Here is a 16,619-nt window from a genome sequence, read left to right on the forward strand (position 1 = left end):
CGAGGGGCCCCGCCGCGCGGGGAGACGGCTAAACCGCTTGCGGGACGGGGTGGCGTGCGTCAGCACAGGATCAGGCGACGGCGGCTTTGATGCATTTGCTTTGCTGAGCCAGAGCCCCCCTTCCCTTCCGCTCACCGGCAAATCAATTCTTTTCACGCATTGCGCCCTTCCCCGCTGGCACGTCGTGCCCCATATTCACACCATGCTGAAGTTCACGCCCCTCCTGCTCGCCATTCTTTATGCGCTGGTCATGTATCAGGTCTCGTCCTGGCGCACCCGTCGGGAGCTTGATGCGAAATCCACCGAACTGGCTGATCCGGGGTTGAAACGCCTGACCGACCGCATGGCCAAGGCGTTGGATCTGCCGCGGATCAAGGTGCATATCTACGAGATCGATCCCGTGAACGGGCTTGCCGCGCCGGACGGGCGGATTTTCATCACGCGCGGGTTCTATCGCAAGTACCGCAATGGCGAGGTCACGGCAGAAGAGCTGGCCTCGGTCATCGCGCATGAATTGGGCCACGTGGCGCTGGGGCATTCGCGGCGCCGGATGATCGACTTTTCCGGGCAAAACGCAATTCGCACGGCCTTGATGATGATCCTCGGACGCTTTCTGCCCTTTGGGATCGGCGCGCAGCTGGCGCATTTCGCGGCGTCCTTGCTGGCGGCACGACTGTCGCGCAGCGATGAATACGAGGCCGACGCCTACGCCAGCGCGCTCTTGCACAAATCCGGCATTGGCCTTGCCGCGCAAAAGAGCCTGTTCCAAAAGCTCGAAGCCCTCACACAGTCGCGCGGTGGCGCCCCTGCCTGGCTTATGTCACATCCGAAAACCGACGAGCGGATCAAGGCCATCGAAGCGATGGAGACCCGCTGGCAGAACACCTAGGCCTGTCATCCTTCTGCGTCGGACAACAGCTCGAAGCCGCCTTCGGCCACGTCCTCGCCATTGACCTGCACCACCAGCCGGTGCCAGCCCGGATGCAGCTTGTAGGTCGTTGCATCGCCGCGCAGGGGATGGCGTTTTTCAAACGTGGTCGGCTGTCCCTTTTGCAAGCGCCCGGTCTTCAGCTTGAACACCTTTTCCACCGCGCGCCCCGGTCGGGCAAATCCCAGACGGTAGTCGACCATGACATTGCGGTCGTCTGCGCCAAGCAGGTCGACGGCAAAGTGCAACGCATCACCGATCCGCAAGGTCGGCGTCTGGACCGTAAGATGCGCGGTGACACCGCCCGCGCGATAGCCAAGCAACGCCAGGGCACCGGGTTCGCCGCGCTTGACCGCGGTGCGCAGCGCGTGGCGGGTGATCCAGTCGATCTCTTTCGGGGCCTGGCGGCCGGACGCTTGCCAAGCTGACAGATGTGTCACCACGGTCTCTGGCATCACCTTTGACAAATCGTTCATGTGGTTGGCCACAGACCGCGTCACGTAGCGGGTGGGATCGCTGTGCAGCGCATCGAGGAAGCGCAGCGGCACGCTTGGGTCCAGGATCAGGTTGCGCGCCCACGGCAGGCGGGGCCGCGTGCCTTCGCTCACCAGCCTGCGCACGTGGTAGTTGTCGTCCTCAACCCACCGGTCCAGCCGCGCGAGCGTTTCCTCCGGCCAGCGGTTGAGGAAGGGACGGATGTAGAATTCCATCGAGAAGCGTTTGGTCGCGGCGTAAAGCAGATCCAGCGCCCGCTCCCGGTGATCCTCCAGCCCGTGCCGCACCGCGAGGATACCCGGCACTGCATGGATAAAGCGGCCAAAATCGTTGTCCGTCAGGCTGCTGTCCAGCGCAGGTGGCATGGCGGCCTCCAGCGCGTCGGCCATGGCGGCGAAGTTGGAGGGCAGTTGCGCCTCCAGCCCGTCCGCGATCCAGTCGAGCCGCTCCAGCAAGCTGCGCGACGCCAGTCCCGGCACAACCTGTGCCACGAAACGGTCCGCGTCAAAGCCCGGCAGCACCGCGAATTGCGCCCCCAGATCCGCGACGGACTGCGCGTTGAACAGTTGATCGGCGAGGGAGACGCCTTTGCCGCCCCCCACACCATCCGGTCCACGGGCCATTCAGATCGTGGCCAGGGTCGCGCCGCCGTCGAGCAGCACGTTCTGCCCCACCATGAAGCCCGCGTGTTGCGAACACATGAAAGCGCACATGGCCCCGAACTCCTCGCGCGTGCCGTAGCGCTTTGCGGGGATCGTCGCCTGACGCTGTGCCTTGGCCGCGTCGAGGGAGATGTTCTGCTGCTGCGACACGCCGGTGTCCAAGGCGATGGCGCGGTCGGTGGCGTGGATGCCCGGCAGCAGGTTGTTCACGATCACCCCGTGCTCTGCCACTTGCCGCGCCGTGCCTGCCACATAGCCTGTCAGCCCGGTGCGTGCCGCGTTGGACAGTCCCAGCACCGCGATGGGCGCCTTGACCGATTGCGAGGTGATGTTGACCACCCGGCCCCACCCCTTGTCGATCATCTTCGGCATCAGCTCCGTCATCAGCGCGATTGGAGTCAGCATGTTCGAATCGAGCGCGCTGAGAAAATCCTCGCGGCCCCAGTCGGACCACATGCCCGGAGGCGGTCCGCCCGCGTTGGTCACCAGGATGTCCACATCACCGGCGGCCTCCAGCACCTTGGCGCGGCCGTCCTCAGATACAATGTCCGCCGCGACAGTGGTGACCGTCACGCCAAAGCGGTCGCGGATAGACTGAGCCGTCTCTTCCAATGCCTCCGCACCGCGCGCGTTCATGACCAGATCCACGCCTGCTTCGGCCAATGCCTCGGCGCAACCGCGTCCCAAACCCTTACTCGACGCACAAACCAGTGCGCGTTTCCCTCGAATGCCCAGATCCATGGCACCCTCCTTGCTTTGTTTACGCAACGTCAGCAAATCGCCGACCTCACACCTATTTGATGCCACAATGTGGTGGCATACAATGGATGTGCGCTGCATCACTTTTCAGTACGTCAGGGACGCTATAATGCCCACCACCGATTTGAATGTTTTCCCCGCCACCGCGCTGCGCGTGATCAACGGGGCGAACCTTGGCGACGCCTTGTCATGGGCGGATGATCTGGTGCCTGACGATGTGTACCGCCTGTCACCGATGTCGATGCTCAAACCGCTCAGCGTCACAAGCGCGGCAACACCGCCATTCCGCCTGGCGGAGCAGTCGGAACAGGGGGTGCCCGGCCACGCCCTGCACCTCGATTGCTGCGTCACGTTCATGTCCAGGTCGGGCGAGACGACGGAATGCCTTGTTCTGGTGGAAACCGACGACGCGGGCGACGCGGCACAGGTCCATGTGATGCCGCTGGCGGAGATGACGCCAAACACCGACTACGTGCTGGTCGGCGTCTCAGAGGAGGCTGCGCTGGCCCGCTATGCCCAGACGGCCTGCACCTCCTTTACGGCCGGGACCATGATCACGCTGGCAAGCGGCGCACAAAAAGCGGTTGAGGATCTGGCGATTGGCGACCGGGTTCTGACCCGCGACGACGGCCCGCAGCCTATCCAATGGATCGGCCACCACACTGTGCGCGCAACGGGGCGTTTTGCACCGATCCGCATTGCCGAGGGTACGCTGAACAACGCGCGCGACCTCTATGTCTCTCCGGATCATCGGCTGTTCATCTATCAGCGCCTCGACAAAATCGGAGCCGGTCGTTCAGAGATTCTGGTGCGCGCACGCCACTTGGTGAATGACAGCACGGTCACCGTCGCGCCGGGTGGCTTTGTCGACTATTACCAGATGCTGTTTGACGCCCATCAGATCATCTACGCCGAAGGAATCGCCGCGGAATCAATGCTGGTCAACACGCGCACCCAAGCCGCCCTGCCAGAGGAGCTTTTGGACTCGCTGTCCAACCTGGTGCCCGGACACAAGCGAAGCGATATTTCCGATCTGGAGATTGGAGAGTCGCTGCTGTCGCACCCGGATGCGGCAGCGCTGCTGCGCAGGTCTTCCACGGGTTAGAGCCTCTCTTCTCCGCGCTTAAGCGATAGCCGGATGAAGTTTGCATCCGGCTGGCGGCCCCGGGCGTGGGACGCATTGTGGCCGCGCAATGACGCGCCGCTGCCCAGCCTTTCGGGGAGTGTCACGGTGGGCATGACTCAGCGCCGCCCTGAGGTGTCCGCCGCGCCGATCTTACCAGCCTCAATGGTTGCGCAAAGCCTCGATCAACGCGTCCTTGTTCATGTCTGACCGCCCATCAATCCCGATCTCCTGCGCCCGGGCATAAAGGTCGTCCTTGGTCCAGTCCTCGTACGGGGGCTGCTTGCCGCCCTTTTCCGACGGGTGCATGTTGTCATTGGCCTGCGCGTTGGCGATCCGCGCGGCCTTTTCCTTGGACATGCCCTTGTCACGCAAATCCCCGTAAAGCTTGTCATTCTTGATCGATGATCCGTGGTCTTCGGCCATGTCAGTCACTCCCTGTCTGATCTGCACATCAAACCCGAAGCCATGGCACAGAGTTCCCGATCATATGTCCGGCGCGACGAAGCCCGCCAAGCTTCCTCGCTTTTAGAAATACTCAAGACGCTTCGGCATCAGGCGGCGTAACATCCCCAATGGACGAGACCTCGAATTCACGCTATCTGCGCGCCATGCTTGACAATCGCCCCACCCTTCCGCCTGAAATCGCCCGCCGCCGGACTTTTGCGATCATTTCGCACCCGGACGCCGGCAAGACGACGCTGACTGAAAAATTCCTTCTCTATGGCGGCGCCATCCAGATGGCCGGTCAGGTACGGGCCAAGGGCGAGGCGCGGCGCACGCGCTCGGACTTCATGCAGATGGAAAAGGACCGGGGCATCTCTGTCTCGGCCTCCGCCATGTCGTTCGATTTTGCCAGCGGCGACAATAACTTCCGCTTCAACCTCGTGGACACCCCCGGTCACTCGGACTTTTCCGAGGACACATATCGCACGCTGACCGCCGTGGATGCCGCCGTGATGGTGATCGACGGGGCGAAAGGTGTGGAAAGCCAGACGCAGAAGCTGTTCGAGGTCTGCCGCCTGCGCGATCTGCCGATCCTGACCTTCTGCAACAAGATGGACCGTGAAGCGCGCGACACCTTTGATATCATTGACGAGATTCAGGAAAACCTTGCGATCGACGTAACGCCCGCTTCCTGGCCGATCGGCATGGGCCGCGATTTCCTGGGCTGTTACGACATGCTCAACGACCGGCTGGAGCTGATGGACCGCGCCGACCGCAACAAGGTCGCGGAGTCCATCCGTCTGGAAGGTCTCGACGATCCGCGCATGGAGCAGCACATCCCCGCAGGCCTGCTGGAAAAGCTGCGCGAAGAGGTCGAGATGGCGCGCGAGCTGCTGCCAACGCTTGACCCGCAGTCGGTCCTCGAAGGCCATATGACCCCGATCTGGTTTGGCTCTGCCATCAACTCCTTTGGCGTGCAGGAACTGATGAACGGCATCGGCACCTACGGGCCGGAGCCGCAGATCCAGAAGGCGACGCCGCGAGAAATCGCGCCTGAGGAAAAGAAGGTCACCGGCTTTGTGTTCAAGGTGCAGGCCAATATGGACCCCAAGCACCGCGACCGCGTGGCCTTTGTCCGTCTGGCGTCGGGGCATTTTCATCGCGGGATGAAGCTGACCCATGTGCGCACCAAGAAGCCCATGGCGATTTCCAACCCGGTGCTGTTCCTCGCCTCCGACCGCGAATTGGCCGAAGAAGCCTGGGCCGGTGACATCATCGGCATCCCGAACCACGGGCAGTTGCGCATCGGCGATACGCTGACCGAAGGCGAGCCGATCAAGGTCACGGGCATCCCGTCCTTTGCGCCGGAACTGCTGCAGGGCGTTCGGGCGGGCGATCCAATGAAATCCAAGCACCTGGAAAAGGCGCTGATGCAATTCGCAGAGGAAGGCGCGGCCAAGGTCTTCAAACCGATGATCGGCTCGGGCTTTATCGTCGGCGTCGTTGGCGCGTTGCAATTCGAGGTTCTGGGCAGCCGGATCGAGATGGAATACGGCCTGCCGGTGCGCTTTGACCCGTCGCAATTCACCTCTGCCCGCTGGGTGCACGGGGAGAAGGACGCCGTCGAAAAGTTCGTGAACGCCAACAAGCAGCACATCAGCTACGACAATGACGGCGACGTGGTCTACCTGACGCGGCTTCAGTGGGACATCGACCGGATCGAGCGCGATTATCCGGATGTCACGCTGTCCGCGACCAAGGAAATGATGGTCTGAGACACGCCGCGCCGAACAAGCGCCAAATCGCCATCGTGAAGGGCGCCCTCTGGCAGAGTGGCGCCCTTCGTTTTATGTCTCAATCAAACCAAAGGAGGTTCTCATGCGCGTCCCCTCTCTTTTCGCGGCCTTTTGTTTGGTCGCGGCTCCCGCCTTTGCCAATCCATGGGAGCTGATCACCGGCATCGAATACGCCGAAACCGAGACGGAGACCGAGTGGAAGGTCGAAAAAACCATCCCCGAGGCGCTGCGCGCGCAGGCGGAGGCTTTCGAGATCACCGGATTTTACGTGCCGGTCGAGGCGCAGCCCTACGTCAGCCAGTTCCTGATCGTTCCAGACCCTGAGGACTGCCCGTTTTGCGGGTCGAACGGCTATGGTCCCACGTTGGAAGTCCACCTGTCCGAGCCGATGGAGGATATCCCGGAAGCGACGGAAGTGAAGGTGCGTGGCACATTGAATTTCGATGAAAGCACCGAGACCTATCGCGCGGTCTTCTTGACGGATGCCGAAGTGGCTCAGTAATCCGCTCGGAGCTGTTGTTCCGAGAGCCTAGTACAAAAGCGCCCCCGCAGTGTCCTGCGGGGGCTTTTTTACATCGCGGAAGCGGTGTCAGATCAATTCTGAGCTTGCAGCAGTGGCGTGATGCGACGCACGGCGGCGCGGCGGTTGGCCCGCTCGGCTTGTGTCGTCGGCACGACAAGGTCGCTTTCACCGTAGCCTTGCAGGATCATGTTCTCCGGCGGCACCTGAAAGTACTCGGTCAGGGCAAGCGCCACGGATTCTGCACGACGGTCGGACAGGGCAAGGTTGTAGGCATAGTTGCCAACGGCGTCGGTGTGGCCCTCGATCAGGAAGACCTCGCCGGGGTTGCGATCAATGGCGTCACGCATGGCGTTGCCCAGAGCCGAAAGTTCCTCGGCCTCGACGGCACGAATGGCGGCACTGTTGGTTTCAAAGTTGATCGTGTCCACGGTCACTTCGGGCACCAGTTGGCGCACTTTCTCGATGTTACGCACCTGGTTCAGCGAGAACGTACGGTTGACGCCTTGGACCTCCTGAGCGGACAGCGCACGGGCAAGAGCGTCGGTGTCGTTGGTGTCACGGTAGACCACACGCTCACGCGGGCGGGTTGCGTTCACCTGCGGCAGATCGTTGATGACCACCTCTTGCGTGGCTTGCGTGTCATCGAACAGAACAACCTCGTTGCCATTGGCCAGAGTGCGCGAGCGGCGCAGAACGCGGCCATCGGCAGCTTTGATGGTTTCGACCACGGTGCCGTCTTCGTAGGTCACCACGTTGCGGGTGGAGCCATCGTCGTAGCGGTAGGTGGTCACGTCAGCACCGGGGCGGCGCAGCAGGACGTCGTCGTTGCGCAGCACGCGGAAGTTGCCGTTGTCCTCGATCACCACGCGGTCACCGCTGTTGGACACGACCTTTTCGTCGCCTTTGAGGATTTCGTTGAGCGCGACAGCGCCGAGACCCAGCAGTGCGGCACCTGCGACAGTGCGGGCGCGTTCGGCATCCCTGCCGTTGTCACGGGCACGGTCCTTGGCGTCCTCAAGCTCCTGAGCGGAGATGTCGGTCGGGGCGGCCGTGACGGAGTTGGCGAAGTCCTCGGTGGAGCTGCGCACCTCGTCTGCGGTCACGGTTTCTTCGACCACTTCCGGCTCGTTGCCAGAAGCACCTTCACCGGCTGCGGCGGCGGCAGTCGATTGGTCAGCCTGAGAGACCGCATCGGCCTGCGCCTGCGCATTGGCATCGGCCTGCGCCTGAGCTTCGGCATCCAATTCGCCTTCGGCGTTGGTTTGAGCCTGCGCTTCGGCAGCGGCTTCGGCCTCGGCCACCGTTTCGGCGGATTCATTCAGCCCGGCCTGCTCAAGGGCCTGTGCAAGATCGCTTGAGGAAATACCGGTGTCGGCCACCGGGGCCTCAGGATTATCGGTCAGGGGCGCAGCGACTTCGTCTTCGTCGAGTACTGGCGCCTCGGTCTGAGCGGTTGCCTCACCCTCCTGGGTGCCGGATGCAACGTCTGGCTCTGATGCGGCATTGCCTTCGGAGGCAACATCAGCACCGGCGGCGGCGTCTGCATTTTCTGCGGCTTCAACCTGCGGAAGCGGATCTGTGGTCGTGTCGGCCTGTTGTGCGGCCTCTGCATCCGCTTGCGCGGCTGCGTCGGCTTGAGCCTGAGCCTCGGCGTCTGCTTGCGCCTGTGCCTCGGCGTCTGCTTGTGCGGCAGCCTCGGCATCTGCCTGCTCGGCTTCGGCCTGAGCGGCCTGCTCTTGCTCGGCTTGAGCTGCTTGTTCAGCCTCTGCCTGGGCCTGGGCTGCCTGTTCGGCGTCTGCCTCGGCGGCCTGCTGTGCTTCGGCTGCGGCTTGTGCTGCTTGCTCGGCTTCGGCCTGCGCGGCGGCTTCTGCTTCGGCAACTGTCTCTTCGGCTTCGGCCTGAGCGCTGTCTGCCTGCGCCTGAAGATCGTCGGCTGCGGCTTGAGCCTGTGCTTTCAACGCGGCGGCAAGGTCGTCCTCGGTGGGCGCAGCAGCCTCGGCATTTGCATCAGCTGCGACGGTCGCCTGCGTATCAGCCTGCGCCAGTTGCATCAACTTCCCCGATGCAGGGAGGTCGACGCCGTCAGCTGCAAGGTCCGCGGCCATGTCCATAAGCTGAGGTTGCTTGGACGGGTCGGCCTGTGCTTCGGCTACAAGGGCGCAATCCAATGCCTCGGGGAGCGCCTCGCCTGTGGCGCAGAGATCGGTGAGCGCGTCGACAATCTGGTTCACCTGGCCGTTCGGCAGGTTGGCGGCAGCGTTCTGGGCCTGTGCTACGCTGCTGACGCTGAGTGCCAGAGCGGCGGTCGACGCCGTAAGAAACTTGCGGGTTTTCATTATGTCTCCTCTCAATGCCCCGACGGGGCTTGAGCTTATAACGCGCGGTAAGGCATTCGGTTGCGTGGCGCATTTGAAACAGGCGGTTTAACGCTGGGCAGAGACAGAGCGCCCTCAGGGCAGGCCCTTGCGCGTCACAGCATCGCCATGAGACGGGCCTTTTCGCCTGCATCGTCGGGTTTGGAGATCGCTTCGGCCAGTTGTTCAAGCGACTGGATGGAATGGCCGGCGCGAAAGCTGTCCACATACGGCAGCATGGCACGGATGCCGCTGGCCTTGGGCGCAAACCCGTCCCAGCGCAACAAGGGGTTCAGCCAGATCAGCCGCTTGGAGGACAACTGCAAGCGCTGCATTTCCTTCTCCAGGTCGGAGGCGGCATCCCGGTCCAGCCCGTCCGTGATCAGCAGCACCACGGCACCCTGCCCCATGACGCGGCGGGTCCAGTGCTTGTTGAAATGATGCAGGCAGTCGCCGATGCGTGTGCCCCCCTCCCAATCCTGCGCTTCGGCCCCGGCGGCCTTGAGCGCGGCATCCACGTCGCGGGTGGCAAGGTGGCGGGTGATGTTGGTGAGCCGCGTGCCAAAGGTGAAGGCGTGCACCTTCGCCCAGCCCTGCCCCTTTTCGTTGGCGACCGCGTGCAGGAAGTGCAGCACCATGCGGCTGTACTGACTCATCGACCCGGAGATGTCGCAAAGCACCACAAGGTTGGGCCACCGCAAGCGCGGCTTGGCATGGGCGATGGCGCGGATTTCCCCGCCCTTGCGCACGGCATCGCGGATCGTCTTGCGGTGATCGGTGCGCTTGCCGTGGGAGGCCGCCATGGAGCGACGGCTTTTGATCGGCTTCACCGGCAAGGTCAGCTGCGCGATCATCTTTTTGGCCTGCGCGATCTCGTCGAGCGACATTTGCTCGAAATCCAGCGTCTTGAGCTTTTCCTCGGTGGAGATGGTGAAGGAGGCGTCGACTTCGATCTGCTCGGCCTCTTGTTCCTGCTCCGGTTCGGGCATTTCCGGCATCTCGTCGCCCAAAAGCGCCTGAGCCGCGCGTTTCTCGGCGGCCTGGGCCAGCTTTTCCTCCTGGACGCCGCGCACGGCGGGCAGCAGCATGGACATCATATGTTCGAGGAACCGGGGGTCACGCCAATACAGGCGAAAGATCTGGGCGTAGACGATGCGATGTTCCGGACGGTTCACAAAGCAGGCGTGCAGTGTCCAGTAGAAGTCCATGCGGTCGGTGAAGCCTGCCACCTGCACGGCCTTGATGGCCTCGATCACGCGGCCCGGCCCGATGGGCAAGCCCGCACGACGCAGGGCGCGCGCGAAATGGATGATGTTCTGCGCCAGTCTTGGATTGTCCGGCACGGACAGCGGGATGTATTCTGCCATGGGTGCGGTCCTTGGTGCGGCCTTGGGGGTCGGGGCGTTGCCCCGGACCCCGGAGTATTTCACAAAGCACAGACGCCGGGGCGCGTGCTGCCCGCGGATTGACGGCTTATGCCTCTTCGAGGGTTTTTCTCGCGTCCTTGAGAATGCGGGCCGTTTCCGATCCGCCGATCTTGGCGATGTCGTCCTGATACTTGAGGATCGCGCCAAGAGTGTCGGAGATCACCTGCGGGCTGAGATCGACCACATCGAGCGCGAGCAGGCATTTGGCCCAGTCGATGGTTTCCGCGACGCCCGGCTTCTTGAAGATGTCCTCGGTGCGCAGCGATTGCACGAAGGCGATGATTTCCTTCGAGAGTTGCTCGGAGACCTCCGGCGCGCGGGCATTGAGTATCTCTACCTCGCGGTCGAAGTTGGGGTAATCGACCCAATGGTAGAGACACCGACGTTTGAGGGCATCGTGCACCTCGCGCGTGCGGTTGGAGGTCAGAATGACGATGGGCGGCTCGGGCGCCGCGATGGTGCCGATTTCGGGAATGGTGACCTGAAAGTCGGAGAGCGCCTCCAGCAGGAAGGCCTCGAACGGTTCATCCGTGCGGTCGAGTTCGTCGATCAGCAGGACCGGTGCGCCGTTTTCATCGGGGCGCATCGCTTGCAACAGCGGGCGTTCGATGAGGTAGTCCTTGCCGAACAGCTCTGTCTGCAGGGCGGTCCGGTCCTGTGTGCCTGCCGCCTCTGCGGTGCGGATGGCGATCATCTGCGCCGGAAAGTTCCACTCGTAGACGGCGCTCGACGCATCGAGGCCCTCGTAGCATTGCAGGCGGATCAGGCGGCGGTTCAGACATTTGGCCAAGGCCTTGGCGATCTCTGTCTTGCCGACGCCTGCCTCTCCTTCGAGGAACAGCGGGCGGCCCAGTTTCAGCGACAAGAACACCACGGTCGCCAGCGCGCGGCCACACACGTAGCCGGTCTCGGACAGGCGGGCCTGCACCTCGTCAATCGTATTGGGAATGGTCATGTCTCTCTCCTTGGGGGAGAGGTGTCCCAGCCCGCAGGCATGGGGTCAATAGCGCGAAGGTCGCACACTGCGCCCTGCGGTTCGGGTGGACGTTGACGCGGGACCACCGGAATGTAATGATTCGTGCATATAATCATCGGGGCCAACCCGGGATGGGACAGCAGGCAGAGCCGCCTCACGAACACGAAGGAAGCGGAGCGCCGATGCGCATCACCGCCGTCACATGCGTCAAGAACGAAGGCCCCTTCCTGCTGGAGTGGATCGCCTTCAACCGCCTGCTGGGCGTGACAGATCACCTGTTTTATTCCAACGACTGCAGCGACGGGACCGATACCCTGCTGGATGCCTTGGCGGGCCGGGATGATCTGGCTGAATTGACAGGCAACGTCGTTCATTTGCCCAACCCCGCGAAGGGTCGCAACTACCAGATGGAGGCGCTGAAGAACGCGGCGCATCAGGCGGTTGTGAAACAGGCCGACTGGGTCTGGGTGGCGGATGTGGACGAGTTCCTCAACATCCATGTGGGCGATCACACGATCCCCTCGTTGATCGCGGCCTGCGGCCATCCGCAGGCGATTTCCGTGACCTTCCAGTTTTTCGCCAATGGCGGCGTTGACGCATTCGAAGACCGGCCGGTGATCGCGCAGTTCGATCATTCGCACAACCCCGACCTGTGGTGTGGCGAGACGGCAATCGAGCTGAAGTCTTTGGTGCGCAAGGATTTTCCGTTGCAGTACTTCGGCGCGCATCGCCCGTTTTTCAAGAAGGGTCTCGACAAGGGGTCTTATCCAACGTGGACTGACGGAGCGGGCCGGGATGTGCCGCACAAGTTCCTTGTGGCCGACAACCCGCGCCGGATCCGCAAGTTTCCCGCCGCCGGGGCGCGGGCCTTCGCGACGTTGAACCACTATGCGTTGCGCTCTCTCGACAGCTATCTGGTGAAGAACGACCGCGGGGATGTGAACCGCGAAAATCGGGCCTTTGACGACACCTATTGGCGGGAACGTAACGATCCGGCGTGGCAGGACACCAGCATACAGCGCTATCTGCCGCAGCTGGAAGCGGCCCTTGAGGCGCTGAAGGCGGACGGCCGGATCGGCGCGCTGCACGCCCGGGCCGTGGCCGCGCACAAGGCCAAACGCGACGAATTGATGGCGCAACCGGCCTATCGAGAGATGTTTGCACATTTGAAGGGGCTGCCCCCCTATCCTCCCGGTGAGTACGCGTTGATGAAGGAGCTGGGGTTGGCATGATACCACTGGTGATGCGCGGATCGGGTCGGGACGAATTTGGCCAGCGACGCTGCGCTCCAATCTTGTGTAGGAAGGCCGTGACATGACCCAGACTGGCCGCCTCAAGATCGTCAACCTTGGCCTGCCGAAGACCGGCACGACCACCTTTGCCCGCGCGCTGCAAGAAGCGGGCCTGTTCGTTGCGGATCACCGCGTGCGCGGAGAGCACACAGACGACACCAGAATTCGGCGCGATTTCGTCGGGGCCGGCATCTACACCAGTTGGTATGCGACGGGAAATCCGCTGGAGCTGTTGGACTTCTACGATGCCTTGACGGAAATCAGCGGGCTGAAGCCGCCGCTCGCGCTGTTTCCGCAGTGCGATTACGCCTTGTTGAAAGCCATGCGGGACAAGAACCCGGACGTGAAGTTCGTGACCACGACCCGCCCGCCGGAGGCGATTTGCGCCAGCATGGACAATTTCCGCAACATGGGGAAACGCGTCGCGCAGGCCAATATGCCCGGCCTGCCGCACGGTTTTGGCAAGAACTGGACGGAGCGTGTGACGTGGATCGAGACCATGCTGGACATGCACCGCGACGTGTTCGCGGGCCGCGATAACTATCTGCAACTGGATGTCGGCGCGCCGGATGCAGCCGAAAAGCTGTCGGCGTTTATCGGTATGCCCTTGCCCTGGTGGGGACGAGAGAACGTGACGCAGCCCCCCGGCGGAGACCCGGTGGCGTGACACGGATCTTTGTTCATATCGGCCCGGATGCCGCGACCTCTGACCGGGTGCAGCGGATCCTTGACGCCAAGCGCGACCAGTTGAGGTCCAAGGGCGTGCTGTATGCCCGGTCTCCCGGTGCAAGAAACCACACGCGGCTTTTCATGGCTGTCAGCGCCCCGGCCAACGTGGATTCTCTGCGCTTCAATCGTGGGTACATCACCCCGGAGAAACAGCAGGTGCTGCATGATGATGTGGCCCGCAAGCTGGCGGAGGAAGTGGCGCGCTCCGGCTGTCACACGGTGATCCTGTCGGCGCATCAGCTGGGAACGTCGCTGGTCACCCGGTCGGAGCTGGCGCGGCTCAAGGCCCTGCTGTCGCAGATGTCCGACGATATTCGCATCGTGGCGCATCTGGATGATCCGGCGCGCATGGCTGTACGACGCTACACCGCGCAACTGCTGGAAGGGCGCGCCACATCGCTGGAGGCGGAGTTGGCTTGCTGTGAAGCGCCGTCGTTCCGGGAGGCCGCGCTGCGCACACGTCCCGCGCCAGACCCGCAGGCAGGCGTGTTCGCGGAGGTGCAAGGCGCGCAGTTCTGGCTCGATTTCAGGCGGATGACGTCCGAATGGGAGGCGGTTTTCGGCCCCGGCGCCATGCGGTTGCGCGCCACCGATCCGGATGTGCTGTCGTCGGAGACCGCGCCGGAGGAATGCCGCGCGGCCTTTGACATCGCGGAAACCATCGGCAAGGCCGACCCCTGGACGCCGCCAGAGCAGCCCTCGGCGGCCTGGATGACCCGCTGTCGCCTGTTCAACGACGCGGCCCTGCGGTTGCTGGCGCGCGAGGACGTCATTCTGCCCCGACAGTTGTGGCGCAAGCTTTTGGGCGAGATCAAGGTGCATGGTCCGGCGATCGCGCCCGGCAGCCTGCATGCATTGACGGACCGATTTTCCAACGATATCAAAATGCTCTGCGACGAACATGATCTTCCGGAGAGGCTGATGGCACCGGACGCGCCCGTTGCCGACTGGGCTGAGGCGGACCCGACGCGCGGCTTTCGCGCGACGCAGTACCTCATGGCGTTTCGCCGGCGGATCAATCAGGCGACGAAGGAAGAGCTGGCAAACAAGGCCGCCGACCTTGCACACCGTGCCGCAGCGCAACCGGCCCCGATGGGCAGCGCCGCGACGGTATCGGCCCCGGAAATGGCTTGTGCGGCCGCCGATGTTTCACCTGCTTTGCGCGCCGCAGCCAAAGCCGCGCGCCCCATGGTCCCCAACGACGTTGATGCGCTGCTGACCCCCAGCGCGCGGCGACTGATGCCGGATCTGGCCAAGCAGAACTTCGTCAAGCTACAGACCTCCTCCTATGCCCCGCACAACCGAATGGGCAAGGTGAAGGAAGACGTGCAAGGCATTGATTATACGCCCTCTTCCGCGCGCGACATTCCCACGGGCAGCTCTGGCCGCGTGATCGTCGGCTGCATGAAGAACGAAGGTCCCTACATCCTTGAATGGGTGGCCTATCACCGCGCCGTCGGCTTTGACACGTTCCTGATCTACACCAATGACTGCACTGACGGGACGCGCGAAATTCTGGATCGGCTGCAAGAGCTTGGCCTTGTCCAGCACCGCAACAACGACAATTGGTCCGGCAACAGTCCGCAACAGTTCGCGCTGGACAATGCGCTGAATGAGCCGGTGATCAAGACCGCTGAATGGATCGCCCATATCGATGTAGACGAGTTCGTCAACATCCGGACCGGCAATGGCACGCTGGACGATTTCTTTGCCGCGGTGCCGGATGCGACCAATGTGGCGATGACCTGGCGGCTGTTTGGCCACAACGATGTGGTGACGCTGGAGGACCGTCCGGTGATCGAACAGTTCGACACCTGCGCCCCGAAATTCTGCCCCAAGCCGCACACCGTCTGGGGATTCAAGACCATGTTCCGGAACATGGGCGCCTATGCCAAGATGTCCTGCCACCGGCCCAACAAGCTGACCGACGGGATGGACGCGCAAGTGAAATGGGTAAACGGTTCGGGCAAGGACATGACCTCCGAGGCGATCCGGAACGGCTGGCGCTCGTCGAAGAAATCCATCGGGTATGACCTGATCCAGTTGAACCATTATGCGCTGCGCTCCGCCGAAAGCTATCTGGTGAAACGCCAGCGCGGCCGCGCCCTGCACGTGGACCGCAGCATCGGCATAAACTACTGGATTCGCATGGATTGGTCGGTGCACCGCGACGTGACGATCAAGCGCAACCTGCCCCGGCTGCGCGCAGAACTGGATCGGCTGATGGCGGACCCGGTGTTGAAGGACTGGCACCGCCGGGCCTTTGACTGGCACCGCGCCAAGGCAGATGAGCTTCACCGCATCCCGGAATTCGAAGAGCTGTACCAGCAGGCGCTGTCGTTGAAATTGACGGAAACGGAACGGGTGGCCTACGCGCTGTCCCTTGATCTGGAGAACTGACATGGAGGACGAAAAGGTCATCACGCCCAGCCCCTTCATCCGCTCCCGCGGGTTGAAGATACCGAAGCATCCGGAGCTGACCACCGGTCGCGTGCGGGCTGCGCTGAAGCAGGGCACCTACGAGCGCAAGGAATGCGACGCCGTGATGCGCGTGGTGCGCGAAGGGGATACCGTGCTCGAACTGGGGGCGGGGATGGGCTACATGTCGACGCTTTTGTCGGTGAAGAAGAAGGTCAAGCGGGTCGTGTCCTACGAGGCGAACCCCTCGTTGATCGATTATATCCGGTCGGTTCATGCCGCAAACGGGGTGCAGGTCGCGGAGGTGCGAAACGCGCTGCTGACGCCGGAGGGCGGCGACCCCGTGCCGTTTTACATTCGCCAGAATTTCCTTGCGTCCTCGATGGATGGCACCATTGACACGGATCTGATCACCGGGACCGCCCAGATCGATCAGCACGCCATTGGCCCGGTTCTGGATGAGGTGAAACCGGATGTCCTGGTGTGCGACATCGAAGGCGCGGAGGCCGATGTGCTGCCCGCCGGGGATTGGACCGGCCTGCGTGTGGCGGTGATCGAGCTGCACCCGCAATGGATCGGTCAAAGCGGCGTGCAGGCGGTGTTTGACGCCATGCACAAGGCCGGCCTGAGCTATTTCCCGAAAGCCTCGGAACAGAAGGTCGTGACCTTCCGCAAGGGCTGGTGACGCCG

General features: G+C 62.9%; 14 protein-coding genes. 8 read left to right on the plus strand and 6 right to left on the minus strand.

The window, feature by feature from the left end; all coding sequences use genetic code 11:
* Positions 1–202: 202 nt before the first annotated feature.
* Positions 203–889 carry a M48 family metallopeptidase gene (locus tag GGQ68_RS08755; RefSeq protein ID WP_183965708.1) on the plus strand — a complete coding sequence of 229 codons (687 nt, stop codon included), beginning with the start codon at positions 203–205 and terminating at the stop codon, positions 887–889.
* 5 nt (positions 890–894) lie between these two features.
* Here GGQ68_RS08755 and GGQ68_RS08760 read toward each other — a convergent pair whose 3' ends face one another.
* Together GGQ68_RS08760 and GGQ68_RS08765 are read right to left on the minus strand one after the other, a co-directional pair.
* Positions 895–2,046, minus strand: coding sequence for a hypothetical protein (locus tag GGQ68_RS08760; protein ID WP_183965090.1), 1,152 nt, complete (start codon positions 2,044–2,046; stop codon positions 895–897).
* A complete protein-coding gene (locus GGQ68_RS08765; RefSeq protein WP_183965092.1) occupies positions 2,047–2,826 on the minus strand; it encodes an SDR family oxidoreductase in 780 nt (259 codons plus the stop codon).
* A 127-nt stretch (positions 2,827–2,953) separates the two neighbouring features.
* Here GGQ68_RS08765 and GGQ68_RS08770 point away from each other — a divergent pair, with 127 nt between their 5' ends.
* On the plus strand, positions 2,954–3,949 hold the full coding sequence (locus tag GGQ68_RS08770; RefSeq protein WP_183965094.1) for a Hint domain-containing protein: 996 nt from the start codon (positions 2,954–2,956) through the stop codon (positions 3,947–3,949).
* A gap of 180 nt (positions 3,950–4,129) precedes the next feature.
* Here GGQ68_RS08770 and GGQ68_RS08775 read toward each other — a convergent pair whose 3' ends face one another.
* A complete protein-coding gene (locus GGQ68_RS08775) occupies positions 4,130–4,393 on the minus strand; it encodes a DUF7218 family protein (protein ID WP_183965096.1) in 264 nt (87 codons plus the stop codon).
* Positions 4,394–4,578: 185 nt separating this feature from the next.
* Between GGQ68_RS08775 and GGQ68_RS08780 the strand changes: the two genes are divergently transcribed.
* Together GGQ68_RS08780 and GGQ68_RS08785 are read left to right on the plus strand one after the other, a co-directional pair.
* The gene (locus GGQ68_RS08780; protein ID WP_183965709.1) at positions 4,579–6,189 is read left to right on the plus strand and encodes a peptide chain release factor 3; all 1,611 of its coding nucleotides are present in this window, start codon (positions 4,579–4,581) and stop codon (positions 6,187–6,189) included.
* Between the two features lie 103 nt (positions 6,190–6,292).
* Positions 6,293–6,712, plus strand: a complete 420-nt coding sequence (locus GGQ68_RS08785; RefSeq protein ID WP_183965098.1) for a hypothetical protein — start codon at positions 6,293–6,295, stop codon at positions 6,710–6,712.
* Between the two features lie 92 nt (positions 6,713–6,804).
* On the opposite strand, the gene GGQ68_RS08790 is transcribed toward GGQ68_RS08785, so the two are convergent.
* The 3 genes from GGQ68_RS08790 to GGQ68_RS08800 form a co-directional block, all read right to left on the minus strand.
* Positions 6,805–9,069 (minus strand): OmpA family protein, encoded by a 2,265-nt coding sequence (locus GGQ68_RS08790; RefSeq protein WP_246429312.1) that lies wholly within the window; start codon positions 9,067–9,069, stop codon positions 6,805–6,807.
* A gap of 134 nt (positions 9,070–9,203) precedes the next feature.
* Positions 9,204–10,454, minus strand: coding sequence for a vWA domain-containing protein (locus GGQ68_RS08795; protein WP_183965100.1), 1,251 nt, complete (start codon positions 10,452–10,454; stop codon positions 9,204–9,206).
* Positions 10,455–10,560: 106 nt separating this feature from the next.
* Positions 10,561–11,469, minus strand: a complete 909-nt coding sequence (locus tag GGQ68_RS08800) for an AAA family ATPase (protein ID WP_183965102.1) — start codon at positions 11,467–11,469, stop codon at positions 10,561–10,563.
* A 203-nt stretch (positions 11,470–11,672) separates the two neighbouring features.
* On the opposite strand from GGQ68_RS08800, the gene GGQ68_RS08805 reads away from it, so the two are divergent.
* The 4 genes from GGQ68_RS08805 to GGQ68_RS08820 all read left to right on the plus strand — a co-directional run bounded on the left by GGQ68_RS08805 (position 11,673) and on the right by GGQ68_RS08820 (position 16,614).
* On the plus strand, positions 11,673–12,722 hold the full coding sequence (locus GGQ68_RS08805) for a glycosyltransferase family 2 protein (RefSeq protein WP_183965104.1): 1,050 nt from the start codon (positions 11,673–11,675) through the stop codon (positions 12,720–12,722).
* Between the two features lie 82 nt (positions 12,723–12,804).
* Complete coding sequence (locus GGQ68_RS08810; RefSeq protein ID WP_183965106.1) at positions 12,805–13,449, plus strand: sulfotransferase; 645 nt, start codon at positions 12,805–12,807, stop codon at positions 13,447–13,449.
* On the plus strand, positions 13,446–15,911 hold the full coding sequence (locus GGQ68_RS08815) for a glycosyltransferase family 2 protein (RefSeq protein ID WP_183965108.1): 2,466 nt from the start codon (positions 13,446–13,448) through the stop codon (positions 15,909–15,911). The genes GGQ68_RS08810 and GGQ68_RS08815 overlap by 4 nt, the downstream gene beginning before the upstream one ends.
* Position 15,912: 1 nt before the next feature.
* A complete protein-coding gene (locus GGQ68_RS08820; protein ID WP_183965110.1) occupies positions 15,913–16,614 on the plus strand; it encodes an FkbM family methyltransferase in 702 nt (233 codons plus the stop codon).
* The last annotated feature ends 5 nt before the right edge of the window (positions 16,615–16,619 follow it).

This window comes from Sagittula marina (assembly GCF_014196795.1).
GTDB lineage: Bacteria > Pseudomonadota > Alphaproteobacteria > Rhodobacterales > Rhodobacteraceae > Sagittula > Sagittula marina.